Source organism: Streptomyces sp. NPDC048277 (genome assembly GCF_040652235.1).
Classification (GTDB): Bacteria; Actinomycetota; Actinomycetes; order Streptomycetales; family Streptomycetaceae; genus Streptomyces.
On the sequence record NZ_JBEZLQ010000032.1, the window covers coordinates 47,373 to 74,338 of the forward strand.

Genomic DNA, 26,966 nt, shown 5'->3' on the forward strand with positions numbered 1-26,966 from the left:
TTCGCCGTCTGACCAGGCGGAGTGACGATGGTCCGGTATGCACCCACCGGACCCGACCCTGAACGCAGGGGGTAAGCGAGCAGCCGTACGAGAGCAGAGGAGCCCATGTCCGCGGAGAGCACGCCGGAGCCGGGCATACCCGAGGCCGGCAGCAAGGCCATGAGCCACCGCAAGCCCCGAGGGGCGGGCCGCAGGGCGCTCCTCGTCACGGCCTGGACCGCGGCGGGCATCCTCGTCCTGGGCGGCACCGGCCTCGGCTATCTGTACTTCAAGCTCAACGGCAACCTGAAGACCGTCGACATCAACCAGGCACTCGGCAGCGACCGTCCCGCCAAGGTCGACAACGGCTCCGAGAACATCCTGGTCCTCGGCTCGGACTCGCGGTCCGGTGCCAACAAGAAGCTCGGCGGCGGCGCGGACGACGGCAGTGCCCGGTCCGACACAGCGATGATCATCCATGTCTACAAGGGGCACAAGAAGGCCAGTGTGGTCTCCATCCCCCGGGACACCCTGATCGACCGCCCGTCCTGCAAGGACGCGAAGGGCGTCACGCACTCCGCCGCGACGGGCGTGATGTTCAACTCCGCGTACTCCACGGGCGGGGCGAGCTGTGCGGTCAAGACGGTCGAGTCCCTGACCGGCATCCGCATGGACCACTACCTGGAGGTCGACTTCTCCGGCTTCCAGAAGCTCGTCGACGAGCTCGGCGGGGTCGAGGTCACCACGACGAAGAACATCGACGACCGCGAGAGCCACCTCGACCTCAAGGCCGGCACGCACACCCTGAACGGCAAGCAGGCGCTCGGCCTGGTCCGCACCCGGCACGGTGTCGGCGACGGCTCCGACCTGGGCCGCATCCAGCTCCAGCAGGCGTTCGTCAAGGCGCTGATCAACCAGGTCAAGCAGGTGGGCGTGTTCACCAGCCCCAAGAAGCTGTACGACCTGGCCGACACCGCGACGAAGACGGTCACCACCGACTCCGACCTCGGCTCGGTGAACTCCCTGGTCGACTTCGCGAACGGCCTGAAGTCCATCAGCTCCACGAACATGCGCATGGTCACGATGCCGGTCGTCTACGACCCGTCGAACCCGAACCGGGTGATAGTGGCCGAGGCGAAGGCCAAGCTGGTGTGGACGGCTTTGAAGAACGACAGGCCGATCCCGGCGTCGGCGACGAAGGGCACGGCGACGGGGCAGGCGAAGGGCGTCGTGACGTCGTAGTCCGGCCCGTGCACCCGCAGGGAATAGATCACCGAGCCCCCCGGTTTTGGGAGATGCGGTCAGTCCTGGCAAACTGATACGTCGGCCCCGGTTCACGTTCCCGCAGCCCGCGGCAGCGACCCGGTGCCCTCCCGATATCTAGGAGACACCTTGAAGCGCGACATCCACCCCGAGTACGTCGAGACGCAGGTCAGCTGCACCTGTGGCGCGTCGTTCACGACCCGTAGCACCATCCAGTCCGGCACCATCCGTGCTGAGGTCTGCTCCGAGTGCCACCCGTTCTACACGGGCAAGCAGAAGATCCTCGACACCGGTGGCCGTGTGGCCCGCTTCGAGGCCCGCTTCGGCAAGGCTGCGGCCGGCTCCAAGAAGTAGCGAGCTCCATATCGCCGGTCCACGGCCACGCCCCCGCGAGGGGTGTGCCCGGGACCGGCGTTTTTGGTCGCCCGCCTTCCCTTCCGTACGCCGTAGCAGTATCAGGAGCCAAAAATGTTCGAGGCCGTCGAGGAACTCGTCGTCGAGCACGCAGACCTGGAGAAGAAGCTCGCCGACCCGTCGGTCCACGCCGACCAGGCCAACGCGCGCAAGCTGAACAAGCGCTACGCCGAGCTCACCCCGATCGTCGCCACGTTCCGCTCCTGGAAGCAGACCGGCGACGACATCGAGACCGCGCGTGAACTGGCCGCCGACGACCCCGACTTCGCCGCCGAGGTCAAGGAGCTGGACAAGCACCGCGAGGAGCTGACCGAGAAGCTGCGGCTGCTGCTGGTGCCCCGGGACCCGTCCGACGACAAGGACGTGATCCTGGAGATCAAGGCCGGGGCCGGCGGGGACGAGTCCGCGCTGTTCGCCGGGGACCTGCTGCGGATGTATCTGCGGTACGCCGAGCGTGTCGGCTGGAAGACCGAGATCATCGACTCCACCGAGTCCGAGCTCGGCGGCTACAAGGACGTCCAGGTCGCCGTGAAGACCAAGGGCGGCCAGGGCGCCACGGAGCCCGGACATGGCGTCTGGGCGCGGTTGAAGTACGAGGGCGGTGTGCACCGCGTGCAGCGCGTGCCGGCGACCGAGTCGCAGGGCCGGATCCACACGTCGGCGGCCGGTGTCCTCGTCACGCCGGAGGCGGAGGAGGTCGAGGTGGAGATCAACCCGAACGACCTCCGCATCGACGTCTACCGGTCCTCCGGGCCCGGCGGGCAGTCCGTCAACACCACCGACTCCGCCGTGCGCATCACGCACCTGCCCACCGGAGTCGTCGCCTCCTGCCAGAACGAGAAGAGCCAGCTGCAGAACAAGGAGCAGGCCTTGCGTATCCTGCGCTCCAGGCTGCTCGCCGCGGCACAGGAGGAGGCGGAGAAGGAAGCCGCCGACGCCCGCCGCAGCCAGGTCCGCACCGTCGACCGCTCCGAGAAGATCCGCACGTACAACTTCCCGGAGAATCGCATCTCGGACCACCGCGTCGGCTTCAAGGCGTACAACTTGGACCAGGTCCTGGACGGCGACCTCGACACGGTGATCCAGGCCTGCGTCGACGCGGACTCGGCCGCGAAGCTGGCAGCTGCATAAGAGGTACGAGTTACTACACGGAGGACCAGCGTGAACCTGCTGCTCGCCGAGGTGGCCCAGGCCGCCCAGCGGCTGGCCGACGCCGGCGTGCCCTCGCCGCGCAACGACGCGGAGGAGCTCGCCGCGTTCGTGCACGGCGTGAAGCGGGGAGCGCTGCACTCCGTCAAGGACTCCGACTTCGACGCCCGCTACTGGGAGGTCATCGCCCGGCGGGAGCAGCGTGAGCCGCTCCAGCACATCACCGGGCGGGCGTATTTCCGGTATCTCGAACTCCAGGTGGGGCCGGGGGTGTTCGTGCCGCGGCCCGAGACCGAGTCCGTGGTCGGCTGGGCCATAGACGCCGTGCGCGCCATGGACGTCGTGGAGCCGTGCATCGTCGACCTGTGCACCGGCTCCGGCGCGATCGCGCTCGCCCTCGCCCAGGAGGTCCCGCGGTCCAGCGTGCACGCCGTGGAGCTGTCCGAGGAGGCGCTCCAGTGGACCCGCAAGAACATGGCGGGCTCCAGGGTCGACCTGCGCCAGGGAGATGCCCTGGACGCCTTCCACGACCTCGACGGCCATGTCGACCTGGTCATCTCCAACCCTCCGTACATCCCGCTCACCGAGTGGGAGTACGTCGCCCCCGAGGCCCGCGACTACGACCCCGAACTCGCCCTGTTCTCCGGCGAGGACGGCCTCGACCTCATCCGGGGCATCGAACGCACCGCGCACCGGCTCCTGCGCCCGGGCGGTGTCGTCGTCATCGAGCACGCCGACACCCAGGGCGGCCAGGTGCCGTGGATCTTCACCGAGGAGCGGGGCTGGGCCGACGCGGCCGACCACCCGGACCTCAACAGGCGACCCCGCTTCGCGACCGCCCGCAAGGCGCTGCCGTGAGCACCCCCCAGACTCAGTCCCGGAAGCTCCGGGAGTCCCGGAAGTACGTGTACTTCGTGTACGAGGAGGCCCGCTAGACATGGCACGGCGATACGACACCAACGACGCGACCGACCGCGCGACGGGTCTGCGCGAGGCCGCGTCCGCCGTCCGCCGGGGCGAACTGGTGGTGCTGCCGACCGACACGGTGTACGGCATCGGCGCCGACGCGTTCACCTCGGAGGCGGTCGCCGACCTGCTCGACGCCAAGGGCCGGGGCCGCAACATGCCCACCCCCGTGCTGATCGGGTCCCCGAACACGCTCCACGGTCTCGTCACCGACTTCTCGGAGCTGGCCTGGGAACTGGTCGACGCGTTCTGGCCGGGCGCGCTCACACTGGTCGCCAAGCACCAGCCGTCCCTGCAGTGGGACCTGGGCGACACCCGGGGCACGGTCGCCGTGCGCATGCCACTGCACCCGGTCGCCATCGAACTGCTCACCGAGGTCGGCCCGATGGCCGTGTCCTCCGCCAACCTGACCGGTCACCCGGCGCCCGAGGACTGCGACGCCGCCCAGCAGATGCTCGGCGACTCCGTCTCCGTGTACCTCGACGGCGGCCCGACCCCGGGCAACGTCCCCTCGTCGATCGTCGACGTCACCCGGGAGGTGCCGCTGCTGCTGCGCGCGGGCGCCATCTCGGCGGAGGAGCTCAGGAAGGTCGTACCCGACCTCGAGGTGGCGAATTGACAGCCCCTGACGCGGGGCGTGGCATAGGCAACGGGGAGCGCGCGGCGGAGATCACGACCACCTTCGTGGGACTGCCGCGCGACAGTTTCCGCATCCTCCACGTCAGCACAGGCAACGTGTGCCGCTCGCCGATCACCGAGCGGCTGACCCGCCATCTCGTGACGGACCGGCTCGGGACGTTCCTGGGCGGCGGGCTGATCGTGGAGAGCGCGGGCACCTGGGGCCACGAGGGCGCGCCCATGGAGGCCAACGCGGAGGCGGTCCTCGCCGACTTCGGCGCGGACCCGACCGGGTTCGTGGGGCGGGAGCTGCTCGACGAGCACGTGATCCGCGCCGACCTGGTGCTGACCGCCACCCGTGACCACCGCGCCCAGGTCATCTCCATGGGCCACTCGGCGGGCCTGCGCACCTTCACCCTGAAGGAGTTCACCCGGCTGGTCCGCGCGATCGACCCGGCGACGCTGCCGCCGCTGTCGGACGGCGTGGTCGTCCGGGCGCGGGCGCTGGTCCGCGCGGCGGCGGCGCTGCGCGGATGGCTGCTGGCGCCGACGGCGGAGGCGGACGAGGTGTACGACCCGTACGGCGCCCCGCTGCCGTTCTTCCAGTCCATCGGCGTCGAGATACACGAGGCGCTGGACCCGGTGGTGACGGCCCTCACCGGCGTGCCGGCCCGGATGTAGCCGACCGTACGCACACACCGCGCGCCCCACCGGCCCCCGGCCTACATTGGTCGTACGTCATCGTCGACCGCCCGGAGTCCGTCATGTCGGTCACCCCCCTCCTCGACGAGGCCGATCTGCTGCGGCGGCAGGATCCGGAGCTGGCCGAGATCCTGCTGGGGGAGCTGGCCCGGCAGTCGACGTCGCTGCAGCTGATCGCCGCCGAGAACTTCACCTCCCGGGCCGTGCTCGCAGCCCTCGGCTCGCCGCTCGCCAACAAGTACGCCGAGGGCTATCCGGGCGCCCGCCACCACGGCGGCTGCGAGATCGTGGACGTCGCCGAGCGGCTCGCCGTCGACCGCGCCAAGGCCCTGTTCGGCGCCGCGCACGCCAATGTGCAGTCCCATTCCGGGTCGTCCGCCATGCTGGCCGCCTACGCCGCCCTGCTGCGCCCCGGTGACACCGTGCTCGCCCTCGGACTGCCCTACGGCGGCCATCTGACCCACGGCTCGCCGGCCAACTTCTCCGGCCGCTGGTTCGACTTCGTCGGGTACGGGGTGGACGCGGAGAGCGGGTTCATCGACCACGACCAGGTGCGGGCGCTGGCCCGCAGCCATCGGCCCAAGGCGGTCGTGTGCGGCTCCATCGCCTATCCGCGCCACATCGACTACGCCTTCTTCCGCGAGGTCGCCGACGAGGTCGGGGCCTATCTGATCGCCGACGCCGCCCATCCCATCGGGCTGGTGGCCGGGGGAGCGGCGCCGAACCCGGTGCCGTACGCCGACGTGGTGTGCGCGACGACACACAAGGTGCTGCGCGGGCCGCGCGGCGGGATGCTGCTGTGCGGGTCCCCCGACCTGGCCGAGCGGCTCGACCGGGCCGTGTTCCCGTTCACCCAGGGCGGCGCGCAGATGCACACCATCGCCGCCAAGGCGGTCGCGTTCGGGGAGGCGGCGACTCCGGCGTTCACCGCCTACGCCCATCAGGTGGTCGCCAACGCGCGGGTTCTCGCGGCCGCGCTGGCCGCCGAGGGGCTGGTGGTCACCACCGGCGGCACGGACACGCATCTGATCACCGCCGACACCGCCCCGCTCGGCGTCGACGGCCGCACGGCCCGGGGACGGCTCGCCGCCGCCGGGATCGTCCTCGACTGCTGCGCCCTGCCGCACGCCGACGCGCGGGGGCTGCGCCTGGGCACCGCCGCCGTGACCACGCAGGGCATGGGGGAGGCGGAGATGCCCCGGATCGCGGCCTGGCTGGCGGGCGTGGTGCGCGGTGACACGGAAGTAGGGAGGGTGCGTGACGAGGTGCGCGAGCTCACCGGTAGATTTCCGCCGTATCCCGGCTGAGACGGGGTAGGCGCAGCGTCGTACACCCGATGTAAGCCCGTCTCACAGCCACACGTGCAACCATCTTCGCTACCCGGAAGTCCCCATACATATGCGTCCCTCGCTAGGGTGTGGGGCTGTGATGGCCAGCGAGACCTGTGGGGAAGCCCGTGCGTGAATACCTGCTGACGCTCTGCATCACGGCCGCGGTGACGTATCTGCTGACAGGGCCGGTACGGAAGTTCGCGATCGTGGCCGGGGCCATGCCCGAGATCAGGGCCCGTGACGTGCACCGGGAACCCACTCCGCGGCTCGGCGGGATCGCGATGTTCTTCGGCCTGTGCGCGGGTCTGCTCGTCGCGGACCACATGACCAACCTCAACGAGGTCTTCGCGAAGTCGAACGAACCGAGAGCGCTGCTCTCCGGCGCGGCGCTGATCTGGCTGATCGGTGTGCTCGACGACAAGTTCGAGATCGACGCGCTGATCAAGCTGGGCGGTCAGATGATCGCCGCGGGCGTCATGGTCATGCAGGGTCTGACGATCCTGTGGCTGCCCATCCCGGGCATCGGCACGGTGGCGCTGACCCCGTGGCAGGGCACCCTGCTGACGGTGGCCCTGGTGGTCATCACCATCAACGCGGTGAACTTCGTCGACGGCCTGGACGGCCTGGCCTCCGGCATGGTGTGCATCGCGGCCGCGGCGTTCTTCATGTACGCCTACCGGATCTGGTACTCGTACGGCATCGAGGCCGCCGCCCCGGCCACGCTGTTCTCGGCGATCCTGATGGGCATGTGCCTGGGCTTCCTGCCGCACAACATGCACCCCGCGCGGATCTTCATGGGCGACTCAGGCTCGATGCTGATCGGCCTGGTGCTGGCGGCCGGCGCGATCTCCGTCACGGGCCAGGTGGACCCGGACGCGATGAACCTGTACGCCGGGTCCGAGCGCAACACCGTGCACCAGATGGTCCCGGTCTACATCCCGCTGCTGCTGCCGCTGACGATCATCGCGGTGCCGGCCGCCGACCTGGTGCTGGCGATCGTGCGGCGCACCTGGCGCGGCCAGTCGCCGTTCGCGGCCGACCGGGGGCATCTGCACCACCGGCTGCTGGAGATCGGCCACTCGCACAGCAGGGCCGTGCTGATCATGTACTTCTGGTCGGCGCTGATCGGCTTCGGGGCGCTCGCCTACTCGGTGAACTCCGCGTCCATGTGGATCGTGCTCGGTGTGGTGTTCCTCAGCGCGATCGGCCTGGGGCTGCTTCTGCTGCCGCGGTTCACGCCGCGTGCCCCGATGTGGGCGCAGGCCTTCGTGCCGCCCCGCTACCGGCGGCGCCGGGCCGCCCTGGCGGCCGAGGCGCCGGCCGCCGCAACGCCCCAGGCGGCGGAGGCCGTCGAGAAGCCGGACAGCGACGAGTACCGCTCTCCGGTGACCGCCGGGACGTCCGGAGCCAACGGCGCGACCGCCATCGGAGCCCGTTCGCGGTTCCTGGACCGGCGCACCTCCGAGACCTCCCGCTGACGCCCGCCAAGGTAAGAATCTGACTAGAGCATTGCCAAGTCGTGGGGGAATAAAAGCCCCTAATACCAGACACAACACCCCGGTTTTCGCTCAGACGGGCATGTTCACTCTCATGTGTGACAGCAAGCACACCTACCAGGTAAAGACCTCATCAAATAGTTTGTGATACGGTTCACGAGAACCCCGGACAGAGCTGATGGGCCTGAGTGCGACGGTCCGTCAGCGTGAGGTCTTCGACCCTCTGACCGGGACTACGCTCGTCCATGACGACACCCTGCCCCCCTGTGAAAGCGGAGTTGCCGCCATGCCGTCCAATGACGCCCGGAACCTGGCCCAGGCCGCCGTACCCACGGCCGCCGTCGGCGTGCTCGCAGCCGTCGTCAGCGGAGTGGTCGCGGGCGGCAAAGGGGCGATCGGGGCGCTCGTCGGGACGGTGATCGTGATCCTCTTCATGGGGATCGGTCTCTACGTTCTGCAGCGCACGGCCAAGTCCATGCCGCAGCTCTTCCAGATGATGGGCCTGATGCTCTACGCGGCCCAGCTCCTGCTGCTGGTCATCTTCATGGCCCTGTTCAAGAACACGACGCTGTTCAACCCCCGGGCCTTCGCCATCACGCTCGTGGTCGCCACGCTCACCTGGATCGCCGCGCAGACCCGCGCGCACATGAAGGCAAAGATCCTCTACGTCGAACCCGACAAGACCGACAAGGCCGAGAAGACCGGGCATTCGTCGTGAGAGGTAGGGCGGGGATAAAGGCGCACGAGAGAGCCTGCTATCGTCCGGTGCCAACTGCGGCATCGCGGGCGCGGGCATCTGAGCTGACGCCTGCTCAATCGCGAGGCGAGATGCCCCCCGGCCGCCCCCACATCCGTAACACCAGTCCCGTGCCGAACCGCGGCCATGCGCCGCGCCGACACAACGAGGTTGCCGTATCCATGCGCCACGATGAAGGAGCCCGCGGTGAGTGCTGACCCGACGCAGACGCTCGCTTTCGACACGAGCTGTCACCTGTTCGACGGGTGTGGCTTCCCGGCTCCGGGCCTGCACTCGTTCCTGTTCCAGCCGCTCTTCGGCGACGCGAACAGCAATGTGTACTTCAACAAGACGATGCTGCTGGCGCTGCTCGGGTCGATCATCATCGTTGGCTTCTTCTGGGCCGCCTTCGCCAAGCCGAAGGTCGTCCCGGGCAAGCTCCAGATGATCGCCGAGACCGGCTACGACTTTGTCCGGCGCGGCGTCGTCTACGAGACCATCGGCAAGAAGGAAGGCGAGAAGTACGTTCCGTTCGTCGTCTCGCTGTTCTTCTTCATCTGGATGATGAACCTCTGGTCGATCATCCCGGTCGCCCAGTTCCCGGTCACCGCGATCATCTCGTACCCCGCGGTCCTGGCCGGCCTCGTCTACATCACGTGGATCGCGCTCACTTTCAAGCGCCAGGGTTTCGTCGGCTTCTTCAAGAACGTCACCGGCTACGACAAGACGCTCGGCGGGGTTCTCCCGCTGTCGATGACGATCGAGTTCTTCTCGAACCTTCTCGTCCGGCCGTTCACCCACGCCGTGCGACTCTTCGCGAACATGTTCGCCGGTCACACCCTGCTGCTGCTCTTCACGATCGCCAGCTGGTACATGCTCAACGGCATCGGCGTCGCCTACTCCGGTGTCTCGTTCGTCATGGTCCTCGTGATGACCGCCTTCGAGCTCTTCATCCAGGCTGTCCAGGCGTACGTCTTCGTACTGCTGACCTGCAGCTACATCCAGGGCGCGCTCGCCGAGCACCACTGAGCGCCAACCCGACCCTCCACCCGTGACATCCGGTGGCCAACCCCCACCGGTCCTTGAAAGAGAAGGAAGAACCGGCATGTCCGCTCTTGCGCAGGCCACCCTCGCCGCCACCCAGATCAAGGGCAACCTCGGCTCGATCGGTTACGGCCTCGCCGCGATCGGCCCGGGCGTCGGCATCGGCATCATCTTCGGCAACGGCACGCAGGCGCTCGCCCGCCAGCCCGAGGCGGCCGGCCTGATCCGCGCCAACCAGATCCTCGGCTTCGCCTTCTGTGAGGCGCTCGCCCTGATCGGTCTGGTCATGCCGTTCGTCTACCCGACCTCCTGACCCGACCGTCGCACCATTAGACGAAAGGCACTGATATGAGCCCCCTGGTTCAGCTGGCGGCGGAGACAGAGAATCCGCTCTTCCCGCCGATCCCAGAGCTCGTCATCGGCCTCATCGCCTTCGTCATCGTCTTCGGCTTCCTCGCCAAGAAGCTCCTTCCGAACATCAACAAGGTTCTGGAGCAGCGCCGGGAGGCGATCGAGGGCGGTATCGAGAAGGCCGAGGCCGCGCAGACCGAGGCCCAGAGCGTCCTTGAGCAGTACAAGGCGCAGCTGGCCGAGGCTCGGCACGAGGCCGCGCGCCTGCGCCAGGAGGCTCAGGAGCAGGGCGCCACGCTCATCGCGGAGATGCGCGCCGAGGGCCAGCGGCAGCGCGAGGAGATCGTCGCCGCCGGTCACGCCCAGATCGAGGCCGACCGCAGGTCCGCCGCGCAGTCCCTGCGTCAGGACGTGGGCCACCTGGCCACCGAACTGGCCGGCAAGCTCGTCGGCGAGTCCCTGGAGGACCACGCCCGGCAGAGCCGCGTGATCGACCGCTTCCTCGACGAGCTCGAGGAGAAGGCCGAGGCGACGCGATGAACGGTGCGAGCCGCGATGCCCTGGCAGCCGCACGCGAGCGTCTCGACGCGCTGACGGACAGCACGTCCGCGGACGCGACGCGGCTCGCCGACGAGCTGGCGGCCGTCACCGCGCTGCTCGACCGCGAGGGAGGCCTGCGTCGGGTTCTCACCGACCCGGCGCAGCCCGGCGAGGCGAAGGCCGAGCTGGTCCGGCGGCTGATCGGCGGCCAGGTCGGCGAGACCACCGCCGACGTGGTGTCCGGCATGGTCCGCTCCCGCTGGTCGCAGCCCCGTGACCTGGTGGACGCGCTGGAGGAGCTGGCGAACACCGCCGACCTCACGGCCGCGGAGAAGTCGGGCACGCTGGACGACGTCGAGGACGAGCTGTTCCGGTTCGGCCGGATCGTCTCCTCCAACACCGAGCTGCGCGCCGCGCTCACCGACCGCAAGGCCACCGCCGCCGCCAAGATCGAGCTGCTGCACCGGCTGCTCGGCGGCCGTGCCAAGCCGGTCACCGAGCGTCTGGTCACGCGCCTTGTGACCGCGCCGCGGGGACGTAGCCTGGAAGCGGGCCTGGAGGCCCTCTCCAAGCTCGCCGCGGACCGCCGCAGCCGTGTCGTCGCCGTCGTCACCTCGGCGGTGCCGCTGAGCGAGCCGCAGAAGCAGCGCCTGGGCGCCGCCCTCGCGAAGCTCTACGGCCGCACGATGCACCTCAACCTCGACGTCGACCCCGAGGTCGTCGGCGGGATCCGGGTGCAGGTCGGTGACGAGGTCATCAACGGTTCCATCGCGGACCGGCTCGAGGACGCGGCCCGCCGCATGGCGAGCTGACCGAACTCAAGAGCAGTACGTACTTACGACGGCCCGGGTTGGGCCGTACAAGAAGAATCCTGGGGGTCGCCCCCAGACCCCCCAAGTGAAACTTCGGGCCCAACAAGGAGAGCAGGGAACCCAGATGGCGGAGCTCACGATCCGGCCGGAGGAGATCCGGGACGCGCTGGAGAACTTCGTCCAGTCGTACCAGCCGGACGCGGCCTCGCGCGAGGAGGTCGGTACGGTCACCCTTGCCGGCGACGGCATCGCGAAGGTCGAGGGTCTTCCCTCGGCCATGGCCAACGAACTGCTGAAGTTCGAGGACGGCACCCTCGGCCTCGCGCTGAACCTGGAAGAGCGCGAGATCGGCGCCATCGTCCTCGGTGAGTTCAGCGGCATCGAGGAGGGTCAGCCGGTGCAGCGCACCGGTGAGGTCCTCTCCGTCGCGGTCGGCGAGGGCTACCTCGGCCGCGTCGTCGACCCGCTCGGCAACCCGATCGACGGCCTCGGCGAGATCGAGACGTCCGGCCGCCGCGCCCTGGAGCTGCAGGCTCCGGGCGTCATGGCCCGTAAGTCGGTGCACGAGCCGATGGAGACCGGCTACAAGGCCGTCGACGCCATGACCCCGGTCGGCCGCGGCCAGCGTCAGCTGATCATCGGCGACCGCCAGACCGGCAAGACCGCCCTGGCCGTCGACACGATCATCAACCAGCGCGACAACTGGCGCTCGGGCGACCCGAAGAAGCAGGTCCGCTGCGTCTACGTCGCCATCGGCCAGAAGGGCTCGACCATCGCCTCCGTGCGTGGTGCGCTCGAAGAGGCCGGCGCGCTTGAGTACACGACCATCGTCGCCGCCCCGGCGTCCGACCCGGCCGGCTTCAAGTACCTGGCGCCGTACACCGGTTCGGCCATCGGCCAGCACTGGATGTACGACGGCAAGCACGTCCTCATCATCTTCGACGACCTGTCGAAGCAGGCCGACGCCTACCGCGCCGTGTCGCTGCTGCTGCGCCGCCCGCCGGGCCGTGAGGCCTACCCGGGTGACGTCTTCTACCTGCACTCCCGTCTGCTGGAGCGCTGCGCCAAGCTCTCCGACGAGATGGGTGCCGGCTCGATGACCGGTCTGCCGATCGTCGAGACCAAGGCCAACGACGTCTCGGCGTTCATCCCGACCAACGTCATCTCCATCACCGACGGCCAGTGCTTCCTGGAGTCGGACCTGTTCAACGCCGGTCAGCGCCCCGCGCTGAACGTCGGTATCTCCGTCTCCCGAGTCGGCGGTTCCGCGCAGCACAAGGCGATGAAGCAGGTCTCCGGCCGTCTGCGTCTGGACCTGGCCCAGTACCGCGAGCTGGAGGCGTTCGCCGCCTTCGGTTCCGACCTGGACGCCGCGTCGAAGTCGCAGCTGGAGCGTGGCCAGCGTCTGGTCGAGCTGCTCAAGCAGGCTCAGTACCAGCCGATGCCGACCGAGGACCAGGTCGTCTCCGTGTGGGCCGGCACCACCGGCAAGATGGACGACGTCCCGGTCTCCGACATCCGCCGCTTCGAGAAGGAGCTGCTCGAGTACCTGCACCGCAAGGAGCAGGGCCTCATGACCTCCATCAAGGAGGGCGGCAAGATGTCGGACGACACCCTCACCGCTGTTGCCGACGCGATCGCCGAGTTCAAGAAGCAGTTCGAGACCTCGGACGGCAAGCTTCTCGGCGAGGACGCCCCGGCCGCCGCCAAGTGACGTAAGGAAGGGACCTGACTCATGGGAGCCCAGCTCCGGGTCTACAAGCGTCGCATCCGATCCGTCACCGCGACCAAGAAGATCACCAAGGCGATGGAGATGATCGCCGCCTCGCGTGTCGTCAAGGCGCAGCGCAAGGTGCGGGCCTCCGCGCCGTACGCGACCGAGCTCACCCGCGCGGTCACGGCGGTCGGTACCGGGTCGAACACCAGGCACCCGCTGACCACCGAGGCGGAGACGCCGACGCGTTCCGCGGTGCTGCTCCTCACGAGCGACCGCGGTCTGGCCGGCGCCTTCAACTCCAACGCCATCAAGGCCGCCGAGCAGCTGACGGCGCGCCTTGAGGCGGAGGGCAAGGAGGTCGACACCTACATCGTCGGCCGCCGCGGTCTGGCCCACTACAACTTCCGCGAGCGCAAGGTCGTGGAGTCGTGGTCGGGCTTCACCGACGAGCCCTCGTACGCGGACGCCAAGAAGGTCGCGGCGCCGCTGATCGAGGCCATCGAGACGGAGACGGCGGACGGCGGGGTGGATGAACTCCACATCGTCTACACCGAGTTCGTGTCGATGATGACGCAGTCGGCGCTCGACGCCCGGCTGCTGCCGCTGCGCCTCGAAGAGGTGGCCGAGGAGAAGCCCCAGGGCGAGATCCTCCCGCTGTACGACTTCGAGCCCTCGGCGGAGGACGTCCTCGACGCCCTGCTGCCGCGCTACGTGGAGAGCCGGATCTACAACGCGCTCCTCCAGTCGGCGGCTTCGAAGCACGCCGCCACGCGGCGCGCGATGAAGTCGGCCACCGACAACGCGGGCGAGCTGATCAACACGCTCTCCCGTCTTGCCAACGCGGCCCGCCAGGCCGAAATCACCCAGGAAATCAGCGAGATCGTCGGTGGCGCCAGCGCCCTGGCCGACGCGACCGCGGGGAGTGACCGATAAATGACCACTGTTGAGACCGCGACGGCCACGGGCCGCGTCGCCCGGGTCATCGGCCCGGTCGTCGACGTGGAGTTCCCCGTCGACGCGATGCCGGACATCTACAACGCCCTTCACGTCGAGGTGGCCGACCCGGCCAACGCCGGCGAGAAGAAGACGCTGACCCTGGAGGTCGCCCAGCACCTGGGTGACGGCCTGGTCCGCACCATCTCCATGCAGCCCACCGACGGCCTGGTCCGCCAGGCCCCGGTCACCGACACCGGCGACGGCATCACCGTCCCGGTCGGCGACTTCACCAAGGGTAAGGTGTTCAACACCCTCGGTGACGTGCTCAACGTCGACGAGAAGTACGAGGGCGAGCGCTGGTCCATCCACCGCAAGGCCCCGAACTTCGACGAGCTCGAGTCGAAGACCGAGATGTTCGAGACCGGCGTCAAGGTCATCGACCTGCTCACCCCGTACGTCAAGGGTGGCAAGATCGGTCTGTTCGGTGGTGCCGGCGTCGGCAAGACGGTGCTCATCCAGGAGATGATCTACCGCGTCGCCAACAACCACGACGGTGTCTCCGTGTTCGCCGGTGTCGGCGAGCGCACCCGTGAGGGCAACGACCTCATCGAGGAGATGGCCGACTCGGGCGTCATCGACAAGACCGCCCTGGTCTTCGGCCAGATGGACGAGCCCCCGGGCACCCGTCTGCGCGTCGCGCTGGCCGGCCTCACCATGGCCGAGTACTTCCGTGACGTCCAGAAGCAGGACGTGCTGTTCTTCATCGACAACATCTTCCGCTTCACGCAGGCCGGTTCCGAGGTCTCGACCCTGCTCGGCCGCATGCCCTCCGCGGTGGGCTACCAGCCGAACCTGGCCGACGAGATGGGTCTCCTCCAGGAGCGCATCACCTCGACCCGTGGTCACTCGATCACCTCGATGCAGGCGATCTACGTCCCCGCGGACGACCTGACCGACCCGGCCCCGGCCACCACCTTCGCCCACCTCGACGCGACGACGGTGCTCTCCCGTCCGATCTCCGAGAAGGGCATCTACCCGGCCGTGGACCCGCTGGACTCCACGTCCCGGATCCTGGACCCGCGCTACATCGCGGCGGACCACTACAACACCGCCATGCGCGTGAAGACGGTCCTCCAGAAGTACAAGGACCTCCAGGACATCATCGCGATCCTCGGTATCGACGAGCTCGGCGAGGAGGACAAGCTCGTCGTCCACCGTGCCCGTCGCGTGGAGCGCTTCCTGTCCCAGAACACCCACGTCGCCAAGCAGTTCACCGGCGTCGACGGGTCGGACGTGCCGCTGGACGAGTCGATCGCCGCGTTCAACGCGATCATCGACGGCGAGTACGACCACTTCCCGGAGCAGGCGTTCTTCCTCTGCGGTGGCATTGAGGACCTCAAGGCCAACGCCAAGGAGCTGGGCGTCTCCTGAGCCTCGTGCTCGTGTGAGGGGGCGGGCGCGTCCCGCCCCCTCATTCACGCCCATTAGAATTGACCCCAACACCCGGCACCCCTGCCGGGTGGTGACCCGAGGAGCCACCCTTGGCTGCTGAGCTGCACGTCGAGCTCGTCGCCGCGGACCGCCAGGTCTGGTCCGGCGAGGCCACCCTGGTCGTCGCGCGCACCACGTCCGGCGACATCGGCGTCATGCCCGGTCACCAGCCGCTGCTCGGTGTGCTGGAGTCGGGCCCGGTGACCATCCGTACGAGTGAAGGTGGAACGGTCGTCGCCGCGGTGCACGGCGGTTTCATCTCGTTCGCGGACAACAAGCTGTCGCTGCTGGCCGAGATCGCCGAACTGTCGGACGAGATCGACGTCCAGCGCGCGGAGCGGGAGCTGGAGCGCGCGAAGGCGGAGGGCGACGCCACCGCCGAACGGCGCGCCGATGTCCGCCTGCGGGCGGCGACAGCGCGCTGACACAGCACGCTGTGCGATGACGTCATTCAGCCGCGGCTGGGACCTTCGGGTCCCAGCCGCGGCTGAGGTAGATCTGGGTCTTTTTACGTTCCATTACCTAGGAGACGGGGAGGTCGGTGCCGATGGTCCTCGCTCTGACTGTGGCCGGAATCGTGGTCGCGCTGGTGGTGGTGGGACTGTTCCTCTTCGGCCTGCGCCGCAGACTCATCCAGCGCTCCGGCGGCACCTTCGACTGTTCCCTGCGCTGGGACGTCCCCGAGAAACCGGACACCAGCGGCAAGGGCTGGAGCTACGGCGTCGCCCGCTACAACGGTGACAGCGTCGAGTGGTACCGCGTCTTCTCCTACGCCTACCGCCCCCGCCGGGTCCTGGAACGCGCCCAGATCGAGGTGGCCGGCCGCCGGCTCCCCGAGGGCGAGGAGGAACTGGCGCTGCTCTCCGACGCCGTCATCCTCGCCTGCACCCACCGGGGCACCCGCCTCGAACTCGCCATGAGCGAAGACGCGCTGACCGGATTCCTCGCGTGGCTGGAAGCAGCCCCGCCCGGTCAGCGAGTCAATGTTGCGTAGTAACTCTTCTACGACAGCCCGGAGTTGATGGCGCCCACCAGCTCGCCGTCACTCGTGTCACCGCTGAACTCCCAGAAGAACGCGCCGCCGAGACCCTGGGACTTGGCCCAGCTCATCTTCCCGGCGATGGTCGACGGGGTGTCGTACGACCACCAGTTGCTGCCGCAGTGCGCGTACGCGGTGCCCGCGACGGTGCCGGTCGCCGGGCAGGACGTCTTGAGCACCTTGTAGTCCTCGATGCCCTGCTCGTACGTCCCCGCGGCCGGACCGGTGGCGGTCCCGCCGGGCGCGTCCTGCGTCACACCCGTCCAGCCACGCCCGTAGAACCCGATCCCGATCAGCAGCTTGCTGGCCGGCACGCCCTGCGCCTTGAACCTGGCCATCGCGTCGGCCGTGTCGAAGCCGGCGGTCGGGATGCCGCTGTACGAGGTGAGCGGGGAGTGCGGAGCGGTCGGCCCGGTGGTGGCCCAGGCGCCGAAGAAGTCGTACGACATCACGTTGTACCAGTCGACGTACTGCGAGGCGCCCGCGTAGTCGGTGGCGTCGATCTTGCCGCCGGCGGAGCCGTCGGCCGTGGTGGCCGCGGTGACCAGGGCGGAGGACCCGAACTTGGCGCGCAGCGCGGCCATCACGTTCTTGAAGGCCGCAGGGCCGCTGGTGTCGCAGCTGAGCCCGCAGGCGTTCGGGTACTCCCAGTCGATGTCGATGCCGTCGAAGACATCGGCCCAGCGCGGGTCCTTGACCAGGTTGTAGCAGGAGTCCGCGAACGCGGTCGGGTTGGCCGCCGCCTGCGCGAAGCCGCCGGACCAGGTCCAGCCGCCGAAGGACCACAGGATCTTGAGGTTCGGGTACTTGGCCTTCAGCTCGCGCAACTGGTTGAAGTTGCCCGCCAGCGGCTGGTCCCAGGTGTCGGCGACGCCGCTGACCGACTGGTCCGCGGTGAACGTCTTCTGGTAGTCGGCGTAGGCGTCACCGATCGCGCACTGGCCGTTCGTCACGTTGCCGAAGGCGTAGTTGATGTGCGTGATCTTCGCCGCCGAGCCGGACGTCACCAGGTTCTTGACCTGGTAGTTGCGGCCGTAGATGCCCCACTCGGTGAAGTAGCCGAGCTTGACCTTGGAGCCGGTGGTCGGGGGAGTGGTCGTACCGCCCGTGGTGTGGACGGCGACCGCGCCGCTGACCGGTCCGGTCTGGTTCGCGGTGTCGCGGGCCTGGACGGTGTACGAGTAGTCGGTGCCGGCGGTGAGACCCGTGTCGGTGTACGACGTGGAGGTCACGGTGGAGACGACCTTGCCGTCGCGCAGCACGTCGTAGTTCTTGACGCCGTTGTCGTCGGTGGCCGCCGACCAGTTCAGCTGTACCGAGGTGTCGGTGATGCCGGACGCGGTCGGGGTGCCGGGCGCGGAGGGCGCCGAGTCGCCCGGGGTGGTGGTACCCCCGTCACAACTCCCGCCGTTGACCAGACAGTTGCTCGGTGAGCCGGACCCGGCCCCGTTGAAGCCGAAGGAGACGGAGGCGCCGGGGGCGATGGTGCCGTCGTAGGACTTGTTCCTGGCGGTCCAGTGGGTGCCGGAGGAGGTGACGTCGGCGTCCCAGGCGGAGGTGACCGAGGTTCCGGAGGGGAAGTCCCACTCGACGGTCCAGGAACTGATCGACGTGGTACCGGTGTTCTTGACGGTCCACTGGCCGCCGAACCCGGTGCCCCAGTCCGAGGTCTTGGTGAAGGTCGCGGTCGCCGCCGTCGCGGCCTGGGCCGGGCCGGCGAGGCCGACCAGACCGGCCAGGGGGAGCAACAGGGTCGCGAACCCCGCCGCGGCTCTGTGTCTGAAGCGCATGCTGCGCCTCCTAGGGGGAGTAGGGGGCGCGACTGAGCCCTCGCGCCACAGTGCCGCGAGAATAGAAAGGTCTGGACCACGGGTCAATAGGTCTGGACCACTCTGTATACGGCGGCCGGTTCCCCAACTCCCTTGCCGGTGCGGCTTCTAGCGCTCCCCGCCCGGCACCCACAGCACGTCGCCGACGTCCTTGTTGGCCGTGCGGGCCAGGATGAAGAGCAGGTCCGACAGGCGGTTGAGATAGGTCGCGGTCAGCGGATTCATCGCCTCGCCGTGCACCTCGAGCGCGGCCCAGGTCGACCGCTCGGCCCGCCGTACGACCGTGCAGGCCTGGTGGAGCAGGGCCGCGCCCGGGGTGCCGCCCGGGAGGATGAAGGAACGGAGCTTCTCCAGCCGTTCGTTGAAGCGGTCGCAGTCCGCCTCCAGCTTGTCGACGTAGAACTGCTCCACCCGCAGCGGCGGGAACTCCGGGTTCTCCACCACGGGAGTGGACAGGTCGGCGCCGACGTCGAAGAGGTCGTTCTGCACCCGGGTGAGCACCGCGACGACCTCCTCCTCCAGCCCGCCGAGCGCGATCGCCGTCCCGATCACCGCGTTCGCCTCGTTGGCGTCCGCGTACGCCGAGATCCGGAGATCGGTCTTGGCGACCCGGCTCATGTCCCCGAGGGCGGTGCTGCCCTGGTCGCCGGTCCTGGTGTAGATGCGCGTCAGATTGACCATGAGATGGTTTACGCAGGCACATTGCCTTCAGATCTGCATGCCCGCGCGGCCTCCTTTGTTGTGATGTATGCGTATCCGTCGGCTCGCTGGAGCAGGTGGACGTGCCGGTGGTGGATGTCAGTGATCAGGCCGTATGCAGTTCGGATGGTGAATGTTCCACGGGCACGTACCGCGACCCGCCCCTTGTGTGTGCCCGCCTTCCTGCCCTTGGGGACGATGGCGCGGACAAGGTCCCCGGTGGCGAAGCCATGGAATCGCTTCTGTCTGGGAAGTCGTAGGCGCGGAAAGCCGGACGCGTTGGTGCGCGTACGGGCGTAGGTGCCGCGACCGGTTGCAGCAACAGCCAGGACGTCTGCTGGATACTGATCGATGGTGTCGAATCGGCCAACGCACAGCGCATCCAATGTATGGGATTTTGGAAGGTTGGCGCACTGCCGGTTCCATTTTGTGCGGCCGCCTGAGGCGCCGCGTACCCTCCCGGAAAACTCGGCGTCGAGTGCGCGCCACAGGGCCCACCGGGTGGCGTTGACCGCAGCCGCATCCCGCAGAGGGGTCTTGGTTTGGGCCAGAACCCTGGCGAGGATTCTGGGCCGGTGTTTCAGGAAGTCCTCCACGGAATGATTGTCCTTGGCCTGGTTGCACGGGACGCACGCCAAGGTGAGGTTGCTGATGCGGTCGGACCCGCCGCGTGAGCGTGGCTCGATGTGATCGACACTCAGCGGAACGCCCTTTGCGTCACAGTAGGCGCACGCTCGGCCCCACTTGGCGAGCAGGTATTCGCGGACCTCTGTGCCGTGCAGCGTTCCGTGCTGGTACTCGACGTCCTCAAGGGGGCGCCCGGCGCTGATGGCATGGGTGTCGAATGCGGCCAACTCCACGTGTACCGCTTCCACCGGTGCCCACCGGGCTAGCCGGCGGCTCCAAGCCATGGTCGTGTCCACACGGTGCCGCAGGGAAGGGGCCAGCCAACCGTCAGAACGTCCCCGATTGGAGAAGCGGGGCGCCCGGTGTCGGAGATTGCGGGTCCTGCGTCCCCGTCGATAACCGGCCCGCTGGGTCAACTTGTCCCGGATCTGCATGCTTCGGTGGGTGAGTTCCACGTGGTACAGGCCGCGACGGTTCCCATCCTTGGTCGTGACGACGGCGATGCCGGTGTGCCTACTGCCCGGATCGATTCCCAGCTCTACTCCGTCCACCTGTGAAGCCCCAGCGGTGCGGTCCTTGAGACGGATGACGAAAGGGGTGTGCCGATGCACAACCGCTCGCCCTGAACGGAGCAGCCTCCGCGCCCTGGCCGGCGAGGTAGGTTGTAGAGGAATGCCATGTCGGTCGAGTACGAACACGACCGGATTAGTGGTATGGACCTCACGGCCCTGCTCTCGGCCCTCGCGGGCCGGGGTGACGCCATCAGCGGCAGGCGAACCGCTGATGATCTCCCCTCGCACATGTCCTACGCCGGGTGCCTCGCGGCCCTCGAGTCCCGTTTCGTCCTTGTTCCCGGGGGTGTCTGCTGACTCGAATTCCAGAGCAGGCCGCTGAGGAAGCACGGCCTGGTGGGTCTCCTGTCCTGCGTGGAACGTAGCCAACTTCGGTCGCCTCCTTGAAGTGAGTTGGCTCGTGCTGGTCACACTGAGCTGATCCCGCGTGGGTCGGCTCTGGCCATCAGGCCAGGGAACGTGTGACGCGACCAGCGTAATTACGCCCCGGCTCATCGCCTCCCCTCCGCGGGAACGTGTGCGCCATGAGCGAACATTTGCGTCCTACGCCGTGGTAACGCTTGTTGGTGCCGAAGGTCACGGCATCGCGCAAGGCGGTTACTGGGCGGTCGCACGACACGGTCACGGCGGTCATCGGCTGCGGAATGGTCAAGGGGCGCGATCCGGGCGAAGTGTCACGAGAGGTGCTGGTTCTCCTCGACGACATCGAGGACCTGTTGAGCGAGGCGGTCCTCAACTACGCGGTGCGTGGCGCGTAATGGACCCTGCCGCCGGACCCGGCTGACGAGACGTGACGGTTGTCTCACGTCCTGAGACCGTGACACGCATTACTTACCGGGTTTCCCGGCCCCGAACGAGCGCTAGGGTCCGCCCAAGGGTCATACCTAAACAGCGTGTAAGGGGAGCGGAGTGGCACGGAAGCTTGCCGTCATCGGGGCCGGCCTGATGGGTTCCGGCATCGCCCAGGTCGCCGCACAGGCCGGCTGGGACGTGGTCCTGCGTGACGTCACCGACGAGGCACTGGACCGTGCGATCGGCGGCATCCAGGCCTCTTACGACAAGTTCGTCGGCAAGGGCAGGCTGGAGGCGCACGACGCCGACACCGCCCTGGCCCGCATCACCACGACCACCGACCTGGACGCCGTCGCCGACGCGGACGTCGTGATAGAGGCCGTCTTCGAGAAGCTGGAGGTCAAGCACGAGATCTTCCGCGCGCTCGACAAGATCGTGCGCCCGGACGCCGTGCTCGCCTCCAACACCTCCGCCATCCCGATCACCAAGATCGCGGCGGCCACCGAGCACCCCGAGCGCGTCGTCGGCGTCCACTTCTTCTCGCCGGTGCCGATGATGCAGCTCGTCGAACTGGTCCGCGGCTACAAGACGAGCGACGAAACCCTCGCCACCGCGCGGGAGTTCGCCGAGTCCACCGGCAAGACCTGCATCGTCGTCAACCGGGACGTCGCCGGCTTCGTGACGACTCGGCTGATCTCGGCGCTCGTCGTCGAGGCCACCAAACTGTACGAGTCGGGCGTCGCCACCGCCGAGGACATCGACCTGGCCTGCAAGCTGGGCTTCGGTCACGCCATGGGCCCGCTCGCCACGGCCGACCTCACCGGCGTCGACATCCTGCTGCACGCCACCAGCAACATCTACACCGAGTCGCAGGACGAGAAGTTCGCCCCTCCGGAGCTGATGCGCCGGATGGTTGACGCCGGTGACATCGGACGCAAGAGCGGGCAGGGCTTCTACACGTACTGAAACATCAGTGCGTACCACCTCTGATCGCCTTTGAATCACATCTGAACCGCCTCTGAAAACGCACAAACCCCGGGAGCGTCCCTCTTGGGGGTGAATTCGGTATCGGTTCGCTTACAGATGGCAACCTCCGGCCGTCGAATGCAGTCAGAAGTTGCATCACCGGACATCACTTTCATGGAGTAGGACACGCACTCTCGGGGAGCGCATATGTACATCAGGGGCGACCACGCCGAGCTGGTCGTCGGGGGCCGCCTCGACGTCCGCAGCGCGGCGGACGCCCGTACGGTCCTGCACGAGGCCGTCGACGACGGAGTCGGCGACCTGGTGCTGGACCTGTCCGAGCTGGACTCCTGGGACGCCACCGGACTCGGGGTGATCATGGGGGCCCACCGGCGGGCCGGCCGCTGCGGCCGCCGCCTGGTGCTGCGCCGCGTACCGCCGCAGATGCAGCGCCTGCTGGTGGCCACCCGGCTGCACCGCATCCTGGCGATCGAGGGGGGTATCGGGGTGGAGTCACTGCCCCGGGTGTGACACGGCCCTCGGGTGTGAACCGGGCGACGGGGGTGACCCGGACGGACGGCGCGCAAGCGCACGTCAGACGCAATCCTCACGAGACTGTGATGTCTCGGACGGCGCGGTACCCCGGACTGTCGTAGATACTGTGCCAAGGTTTAAGGTTCGGTCGCCCGCCGCCCTTGCCATCCTTCGAGCGCGGGCCCGGACCAGAAGCGACAGCGCGGTGTGCAACAGGCCGGGAGGGGCCGGAATTCACGGCACACGACGCTTTTGGGGGGCTAGGAACCTATGGACCCGATCAACCCGGGACCCGAGGGGTACGGCCAGGACGGCGACGGCAGCACGCCGCGCCAGCGCCCGCCCAGGGAATCCCTCACCAACGACTTCGGCCAGAGCGCACCACCGCTCGCCCGCACGGCACGACTGGTCACCGGCGACTTCCTGCTGACCGTCAACCCCGTCGACGGCAGCGAGATAGAACCCTGCCCGCCGACCGAGCGCCCCGCCAGACCCGAGAAGCGCACGGCCGCCGAGCGCACCGACCACGAGCGCGCCGCCCGGCCGCCGGTACCCCCCGGCCCGGTCCAGCCCGAGCTGCACCTCCTGGAGCGCCAGGACGACCGCGAGCGCCTCGTACGGCTCCTCGCCCGCGGCCGCTCCGTACGCCTCACCGGGCCCTCGGGCTCCGGCCGCACCGCGCTCCTCGACCTGGTCGCCGACGACTGCTCCGACCTCGCCCCCGACGGCGTGGTCCGCCTCAACGGCTTCCACCGCACACCCGAGGACCTGCTCCACGACCTCTTCTACGCCGTCTACAAGGCACCCGCGCACCGCCCCGGACCCGACGAACTCCTCGAACTGGTCCGTGACATCGGCGCGGTCGTCGTCCTCGACGACATCGAGTTCGGCGGCGCCGGGCTCGACGAGCTGATCGACGCCACCCCCGAGTGCGCGTTCCTGATCGGCGCCACCCCGGACGTGCCGGCGCCCGCCGCCGACTCCGCCGTCGAGGAACTCCCCCTCAGCGGCCTGGAGCGGGCCGGGGGAGTGGACATCCTGGAGCGCGCGGTCGGCCGGGTGCTCACCGAGGAGGAGGCCAACTGGGCGGGCGACCTCTGGTTCGAGTCCGAGGGCCTGCCGCTGCGGTTCGTCCAGGCGGGCGCGCTGCTGCGCCAGCGCGACCAACTGCGCGCCAGTACCGGCGCGGTGGACGAGCTGGGGGTCTTCCAGGACGCCATCCCGGCCGACGCGCCGTTCGACGCCGAGACCACCGACGAGGTCCCCCTCCCGTCCCTCGGCGAGGCCGCCGCGCCCGCCCCGCTGCTCGCCGCCCGGCTCAGCACCTCGGCCCGGGCCACGCTGCGCTTCGCGGTCGCCCTCGGCGGCGAGGTCCCGCACCAGGCCCACCTCCCCGCGCTCGTCGGCGACACCCACGCGGACGCGGCCCTCGGCGAACTGGCGGCCTGCGGACTGGTCTCCCCGGTCGGCTCCCGCTACCGGCTCGCCTCGGGCGTCCTGCAGCAGCTGGAGGCCTCCGGATACGCCGACGACACCGCGGCCCAGGCGCTCACCGCCGCCCAGCACTACGCCTGGTGGGCCGGACACCCCTCCGTCACCCCCGACCGGGTCTGCGCCGAGGCCGACGCGGTCCTCGCCGCCCTCTCGGTCCTCGTCCCCGCCACCGTGCCGCCGGCCGAGGACGAGGAGTCCACGCCGGTACGACTGGCCCGTACGGCCGCGCCCGCGTTCGCGGCGGGGCTGCACTGGGCCGCCTGGGAACGCGCCCTCCGCGCCGGCGCCGAGGCCTCCCGCCTCGCCGGTGAGGTCGGCGAACAGGCCTACTTCCACCACGAGCTGGGCATACTCGCGCTCTGCGGCGGCCGGCTGGACCGGGCCCGGGCCGAGCTGGAGGCCTCGATCGGCCTGCGCGGGGCGCTCTCCGACAAGCGGGGCACGACGGCCGGCCGGCGCGCGCTGGCCCTGGTCGCGGACCTCTCCGGCGAGGCCATCCCCGCCATCGCCGCCATGGCGGGCGACGAGGTCCCCGACGCCCGCCACGAGGAGTCCATATCCCCGGCGGGAGGGGTCACGACCCCCTTCCCCGCCGTCCACTCCCCGTTCTCGGACACGGTGGTCACCCACCGGGTCCCGGAGGCGCCGAAGCCCGTCCAGGAGAGCGGCGGCGGTCTCGTCCGCATGGCCCGCCGCAACCTGGTGGCGGTGGGCGCGGGCGTCCTCCTCACCGCCGTCCTCGGCACGGTGGTGGGGCTGGGCATGACGTCCCACGACAACGCCGACAACCCGTCCAACAACGTGAGCGTCAACCCGTCGGCGAGCGAGGGCACGGGCGACGGCAGCCTGGGCGCGGACCCGAAGCAGTCGTCGGGCACGGGGGACACGGGCACAGCGACCAGCCGCACGACGGACCCGGGCGCCGACGGCACACTCGGCACGTCGGACGACCCGACACCGCCGACGGAGGGTGCGACGCCCTCGGACACGCCGACGGGTACGAAGGGTTCGTCGGGCGGCGGCACGACGAGCTCCCCGACGAAGTCGTCGTCACCCTCGTCGTCACCTTCGAAGTCGGCATCGCCGAGCCCGTCGAAGTCGTCCCCCACACCGTCGGCTTCCCCGTCGGAGTCGACGTCCACGGAGCCGTCCGACACCCCGTCCACGACCGACTCGGCAAGCGGCCCGGCGTCCAGCGCCCCGGCGGCGGAGAGCAGCTCGGCGGCGGCCTCCGAAAGCAGCGACACGGGAACATCGACCGGCACGGTGATCTGAGACAACCGGGCGGCGGCGCTTCACGCGCCGCCGCCCGAATCCGTGGCTCTCCCGCCGACGTTCACAGCCTGCCGCCTGCTCCGTCGCGGCGGAGGTGAAGTGGAGAAGCGGGCGGTGGAGCAGGGGCAAGGAAGAAGCGCACGGCCCTCAGGGAGGCGTGTTCGGCGTGTGCTGTGCGTTGGTCGTCAGAACAGCCTCAGCTTGTCGTCCTCGATGCCGCGCAGGGCGTCGTAGTCGAGGATCGTGCAGCCGATGCCCCTGTCGGTGGCCAGGACCTTCGCCTGCGGCTTGATCTCCTGCGCCGCGAAGATGCCGCGGACGGGGGCCAGATGGGGGTCGCGGTTCAGCAACTCCAGGTAGCGGGTGAGCTGTTCCACGCCGTCGATCTCGCCCCGGCGTTTGATCTCGATGGCCACGGTCCGGCCCTCCGCGTCGCGGCAGAGGATGTCCACGGGGCCGATCGCCGTCATGTACTCGCGGCGGATGAGGGTGTAGCCGTCGCCGAGGGTCTCGATGCGGTCGGCCAGCAGCTCCTGCAGGTGCGCTTCCACGCCGTCCTTGATCAGGCCAGGATCGACGCCCAGCTCGTGCGAGGAGTCGTGGAGGACCTCCTCCATCGTGATGATGAGCTTCTCGCCCGCCTTGTTGATGACGGTCCAGACGCCCTCCTCCTCGCCCGTCCCCTCCTTGAGGGTGCACGGCGGCGACATCCAGTTGAGGGGCTTGTAGGCCCGGTCGTCCGCGTGGATCGAGACGCTGCCGTCCGCCTTGACGAGGATCAGACGGGGAGCCGAGGGAAGGTGGGCGGTGAGCCGGCCGGCGTAGTCGACGGAGCACCGGGCGATGACGAGACGCATGGTCGGCAACGCTACTCGACAGACCTGGGGCGGCGCGATTCGCCCAGGAGCCTTCGGCGCCCGCCCCCACCGGGGCCCTGGACAACCCCTGTTCGTCTCTGGCCGATTGTGTGCCTAAAGGGACCGTCGCATATACGCAATCTCCTGGTGAGGTCACCGTCCGTTGCCTACCGTAGTAAACGGGAGGTCGCGATGTGTGTACTCAGAGTGTTCGGTATCGCGAACTCCCTTACCTGTCCGGCAACCCCTGCTGTTCGGGGGTGCGAGAGGAGAACCCATGTCGCTCGACGTCTCACCGGCCCTACTCGAACAGGCCGAGCGAGGCGAGGTCGACGAAGCAGATTTCGTCGACTGCGTCCGGACCTCCCTGCCCTATGCGTGGGAGATGATCAGCTCCCTGGTGGCCCAGCTGAAGGTGGACGGCGGAGACTTCGCCGACAACCAGACGCCCCCGCCGGACGAGCAGGCACGCGGTCAGCTGCTGCGTGCGCTCGCGAGTGACGCCATACGCGGCGCCCTGCAGCGGCACTTCGGTGTGCGGCTGGCCTTCCAGAACTGCCACCGGGTTGCGGTGTTCCCGCTGGACGTCTCGGTCGACGAGACGCTGGCCCGCTTCACCTCGGTGCGCAGTCAGCTGCTGAACCAGTCCCCGGAACTCCGGGACTGCTGACGCGGCACTCCTGTACTGCTGACACAGTGAGCCGCTTGCTTGCCGCTCCACACGCGGGAGGTGCATC

General features: G+C 68.9%; 26 protein-coding genes and 1 pseudogene. 23 read left to right on the forward strand and 4 right to left on the reverse strand.

The features are described 5' to 3' along the window. The first annotated feature begins 105 nt into the window (after positions 1-105). From AB0D85_RS44320 to AB0D85_RS44405, 18 genes are all read left to right on the forward strand, one after another. Positions 106-1,221: an LCP family protein gene (locus AB0D85_RS44320; protein ID WP_362334343.1), complete on the forward strand. Its 1,116-nt coding sequence runs from the start codon at positions 106-108 to the stop codon at positions 1,219-1,221. A gap of 150 nt (positions 1,222-1,371) precedes the next feature. After that, positions 1,372-1,596, forward strand: a complete 225-nt coding sequence (rpmE, locus tag AB0D85_RS44325) for a 50S ribosomal protein L31 (RefSeq protein ID WP_030672379.1) — start codon at positions 1,372-1,374, stop codon at positions 1,594-1,596. 114 nt (positions 1,597-1,710) lie between these two features. Continuing rightward, positions 1,711-2,787 (forward strand): peptide chain release factor 1, encoded by a 1,077-nt coding sequence (prfA, locus tag AB0D85_RS44330; RefSeq protein ID WP_362334346.1) that lies wholly within the window; start codon positions 1,711-1,713, stop codon positions 2,785-2,787. 30 nt (positions 2,788-2,817) lie between these two features. Further along, positions 2,818-3,663 carry a peptide chain release factor N(5)-glutamine methyltransferase gene (gene prmC / locus AB0D85_RS44335; RefSeq protein ID WP_362334349.1) on the forward strand — a complete coding sequence of 282 codons (846 nt, stop codon included), beginning with the start codon at positions 2,818-2,820 and terminating at the stop codon, positions 3,661-3,663. Positions 3,664-3,742: 79 nt separating this feature from the next. Further along, complete coding sequence (locus AB0D85_RS44340; RefSeq protein ID WP_362334352.1) at positions 3,743-4,390, forward strand: L-threonylcarbamoyladenylate synthase; 648 nt, start codon at positions 3,743-3,745, stop codon at positions 4,388-4,390. Then, a complete protein-coding gene (locus AB0D85_RS44345; protein ID WP_362334355.1) occupies positions 4,387-5,070 on the forward strand; it encodes a protein-tyrosine-phosphatase in 684 nt (227 codons plus the stop codon). Before AB0D85_RS44340 ends, AB0D85_RS44345 begins: the two co-directional genes overlap by 4 nt. Before the next feature lie 83 nt (positions 5,071-5,153). Then, positions 5,154-6,398 carry a serine hydroxymethyltransferase gene (gene glyA, locus AB0D85_RS44350; protein WP_362334358.1) on the forward strand — a complete coding sequence of 415 codons (1,245 nt, stop codon included), beginning with the start codon at positions 5,154-5,156 and terminating at the stop codon, positions 6,396-6,398. Positions 6,399-6,547: 149 nt separating this feature from the next. Then, on the forward strand, positions 6,548-7,900 hold the full coding sequence (locus tag AB0D85_RS44355; RefSeq protein ID WP_362334361.1) for an MraY family glycosyltransferase: 1,353 nt from the start codon (positions 6,548-6,550) through the stop codon (positions 7,898-7,900). 304 nt (positions 7,901-8,204) lie between these two features. After that, the gene (locus tag AB0D85_RS44360) at positions 8,205-8,636 is read left to right on the forward strand and encodes a hypothetical protein (protein ID WP_362334364.1); all 432 of its coding nucleotides are present in this window, start codon (positions 8,205-8,207) and stop codon (positions 8,634-8,636) included. A 210-nt stretch (positions 8,637-8,846) separates the two neighbouring features. Then, positions 8,847-9,683 (forward strand): F0F1 ATP synthase subunit A, encoded by an 837-nt coding sequence (gene atpB / locus AB0D85_RS44365; RefSeq protein WP_362334367.1) that lies wholly within the window; start codon positions 8,847-8,849, stop codon positions 9,681-9,683. A gap of 76 nt (positions 9,684-9,759) precedes the next feature. Then, positions 9,760-10,011, forward strand: coding sequence for an ATP synthase F0 subunit C (gene atpE, locus AB0D85_RS44370; protein ID WP_093499060.1), 252 nt, complete (start codon positions 9,760-9,762; stop codon positions 10,009-10,011). 35 nt (positions 10,012-10,046) lie between these two features. Then, positions 10,047-10,589, forward strand: a complete 543-nt coding sequence (locus AB0D85_RS44375) for a F0F1 ATP synthase subunit B (protein WP_362334371.1) — start codon at positions 10,047-10,049, stop codon at positions 10,587-10,589. Then, a complete protein-coding gene (locus AB0D85_RS44380; protein WP_362334374.1) occupies positions 10,586-11,401 on the forward strand; it encodes a F0F1 ATP synthase subunit delta in 816 nt (271 codons plus the stop codon). Before AB0D85_RS44375 ends, AB0D85_RS44380 begins: the two co-directional genes overlap by 4 nt. Positions 11,402-11,525: 124 nt before the next feature. Then, positions 11,526-13,115 (forward strand): F0F1 ATP synthase subunit alpha, encoded by a 1,590-nt coding sequence (gene atpA, locus AB0D85_RS44385; RefSeq protein ID WP_362334377.1) that lies wholly within the window; start codon positions 11,526-11,528, stop codon positions 13,113-13,115. 21 nt (positions 13,116-13,136) lie between these two features. Continuing rightward, positions 13,137-14,051 carry a F0F1 ATP synthase subunit gamma gene (locus AB0D85_RS44390; RefSeq protein ID WP_362334380.1) on the forward strand — a complete coding sequence of 305 codons (915 nt, stop codon included), beginning with the start codon at positions 13,137-13,139 and terminating at the stop codon, positions 14,049-14,051. Then, a complete protein-coding gene (gene atpD / locus AB0D85_RS44395) occupies positions 14,052-15,485 on the forward strand; it encodes a F0F1 ATP synthase subunit beta (RefSeq protein WP_362334383.1) in 1,434 nt (477 codons plus the stop codon). It begins immediately after the preceding gene. Positions 15,486-15,595: 110 nt separating this feature from the next. Then, positions 15,596-15,970 (forward strand): F0F1 ATP synthase subunit epsilon, encoded by a 375-nt coding sequence (locus AB0D85_RS44400; protein WP_362334387.1) that lies wholly within the window; start codon positions 15,596-15,598, stop codon positions 15,968-15,970. Between the two features lie 122 nt (positions 15,971-16,092). Continuing rightward, positions 16,093-16,539, forward strand: a complete 447-nt coding sequence (locus AB0D85_RS44405; RefSeq protein WP_362334390.1) for a DUF2550 domain-containing protein — start codon at positions 16,093-16,095, stop codon at positions 16,537-16,539. Positions 16,540-16,547: 8 nt separating this feature from the next. Here the strand turns inward: AB0D85_RS44405 and AB0D85_RS44410 are convergent, their stop codons facing one another. The 3 genes from AB0D85_RS44410 to iscB all read right to left on the reverse strand — a co-directional run bounded on the left by AB0D85_RS44410 (position 16,548) and on the right by iscB (position 20,806). Then, positions 16,548-18,374: a glycosyl hydrolase family 18 protein gene (locus tag AB0D85_RS44410; protein WP_362334393.1), complete on the reverse strand. Its 1,827-nt coding sequence runs from the start codon at positions 18,372-18,374 to the stop codon at positions 16,548-16,550. Between the two features lie 147 nt (positions 18,375-18,521). After that, positions 18,522-19,094 carry a cob(I)yrinic acid a,c-diamide adenosyltransferase gene (locus AB0D85_RS44415; RefSeq protein WP_362334396.1) on the reverse strand — a complete coding sequence of 191 codons (573 nt, stop codon included), beginning with the start codon at positions 19,092-19,094 and terminating at the stop codon, positions 18,522-18,524. Positions 19,095-19,102: 8 nt separating this feature from the next. Continuing rightward, positions 19,103-20,806 (reverse strand): RNA-guided endonuclease IscB, encoded by a 1,704-nt coding sequence (gene iscB, locus AB0D85_RS44420; protein WP_362334401.1) that lies wholly within the window; start codon positions 20,804-20,806, stop codon positions 19,103-19,105. Between the two features lie 116 nt (positions 20,807-20,922). Here iscB and AB0D85_RS44425 point away from each other — a divergent pair. From AB0D85_RS44425 to AB0D85_RS44440, 4 genes and pseudogenes are all read left to right on the forward strand, one after another. After that, positions 20,923-21,069 (forward strand): annotated as a pseudogene (locus tag AB0D85_RS44425) (TetR/AcrR family transcriptional regulator); the annotation flags it as partial. A gap of 151 nt (positions 21,070-21,220) precedes the next feature. Then, complete coding sequence (locus AB0D85_RS44430) at positions 21,221-22,069, forward strand: 3-hydroxyacyl-CoA dehydrogenase family protein (protein WP_362334404.1); 849 nt, start codon at positions 21,221-21,223, stop codon at positions 22,067-22,069. A 207-nt stretch (positions 22,070-22,276) separates the two neighbouring features. Beyond that, a complete protein-coding gene (locus AB0D85_RS44435) occupies positions 22,277-22,600 on the forward strand; it encodes an STAS domain-containing protein (RefSeq protein WP_362334407.1) in 324 nt (107 codons plus the stop codon). A gap of 273 nt (positions 22,601-22,873) precedes the next feature. Next, positions 22,874-25,372 carry an ATP-binding protein gene (locus AB0D85_RS44440; RefSeq protein ID WP_362334411.1) on the forward strand — a complete coding sequence of 833 codons (2,499 nt, stop codon included), beginning with the start codon at positions 22,874-22,876 and terminating at the stop codon, positions 25,370-25,372. Between the two features lie 185 nt (positions 25,373-25,557). Here the strand turns inward: AB0D85_RS44440 and nucS are convergent, their stop codons facing one another. Next, on the reverse strand, positions 25,558-26,229 hold the full coding sequence (gene nucS, locus AB0D85_RS44445) for an endonuclease NucS (RefSeq protein ID WP_362334414.1): 672 nt from the start codon (positions 26,227-26,229) through the stop codon (positions 25,558-25,560). A gap of 277 nt (positions 26,230-26,506) precedes the next feature. Here nucS and AB0D85_RS44450 point away from each other — a divergent pair, with 277 nt between their 5' ends. Continuing rightward, on the forward strand, positions 26,507-26,899 hold the full coding sequence (locus AB0D85_RS44450; RefSeq protein ID WP_362334417.1) for an SCO5389 family protein: 393 nt from the start codon (positions 26,507-26,509) through the stop codon (positions 26,897-26,899). Positions 26,900-26,966: the final 67 nt, after the last annotated feature.

Coding starts and splice junctions, on each gene's coding strand:
- AB0D85_RS44435 (WP_362334407.1), top strand. CDS start 22,277: ATGTACATCAGGGGCGACCACGCCGAGCTGGTCGTCGGGGGCCGCCTC.
- prfA (WP_362334346.1), top strand. CDS start 1,711: ATGTTCGAGGCCGTCGAGGAACTCGTCGTCGAGCACGCAGACCTGGAG.
- atpB (WP_362334367.1), top strand. CDS start 8,847: ATGAAGGAGCCCGCGGTGAGTGCTGACCCGACGCAGACGCTCGCTTTC.
- AB0D85_RS44440 (WP_362334411.1), top strand. CDS start 22,874: ATGGACCCGATCAACCCGGGACCCGAGGGGTACGGCCAGGACGGCGAC.
- AB0D85_RS44360 (WP_362334364.1), top strand. CDS start 8,205: ATGCCGTCCAATGACGCCCGGAACCTGGCCCAGGCCGCCGTACCCACG.
- AB0D85_RS44340 (WP_362334352.1), top strand. CDS start 3,743: ATGGCACGGCGATACGACACCAACGACGCGACCGACCGCGCGACGGGT.
- AB0D85_RS44320 (WP_362334343.1), top strand. CDS start 106: ATGTCCGCGGAGAGCACGCCGGAGCCGGGCATACCCGAGGCCGGCAGC.
- AB0D85_RS44390 (WP_362334380.1), top strand. CDS start 13,137: ATGGGAGCCCAGCTCCGGGTCTACAAGCGTCGCATCCGATCCGTCACC.
- atpA (WP_362334377.1), top strand. CDS start 11,526: ATGGCGGAGCTCACGATCCGGCCGGAGGAGATCCGGGACGCGCTGGAG.
- iscB (WP_362334401.1), bottom strand. CDS start 20,806: ATGAGCCGGGGCGTAATTACGCTGGTCGCGTCACACGTTCCCTGGCCT.
- glyA (WP_362334358.1), top strand. CDS start 5,154: ATGTCGGTCACCCCCCTCCTCGACGAGGCCGATCTGCTGCGGCGGCAG.
- atpE (WP_093499060.1), top strand. CDS start 9,760: ATGTCCGCTCTTGCGCAGGCCACCCTCGCCGCCACCCAGATCAAGGGC.
- AB0D85_RS44405 (WP_362334390.1), top strand. CDS start 16,093: ATGGTCCTCGCTCTGACTGTGGCCGGAATCGTGGTCGCGCTGGTGGTG.
- AB0D85_RS44415 (WP_362334396.1), bottom strand. CDS start 19,094: ATGGTCAATCTGACGCGCATCTACACCAGGACCGGCGACCAGGGCAGC.
- AB0D85_RS44410 (WP_362334393.1), bottom strand. CDS start 18,374: ATGCGCTTCAGACACAGAGCCGCGGCGGGGTTCGCGACCCTGTTGCTC.
- AB0D85_RS44375 (WP_362334371.1), top strand. CDS start 10,047: ATGAGCCCCCTGGTTCAGCTGGCGGCGGAGACAGAGAATCCGCTCTTC.
- atpD (WP_362334383.1), top strand. CDS start 14,052: ATGACCACTGTTGAGACCGCGACGGCCACGGGCCGCGTCGCCCGGGTC.
- nucS (WP_362334414.1), bottom strand. CDS start 26,229: ATGCGTCTCGTCATCGCCCGGTGCTCCGTCGACTACGCCGGCCGGCTC.
- AB0D85_RS44380 (WP_362334374.1), top strand. CDS start 10,586: ATGAACGGTGCGAGCCGCGATGCCCTGGCAGCCGCACGCGAGCGTCTC.
- AB0D85_RS44450 (WP_362334417.1), top strand. CDS start 26,507: ATGTCGCTCGACGTCTCACCGGCCCTACTCGAACAGGCCGAGCGAGGC.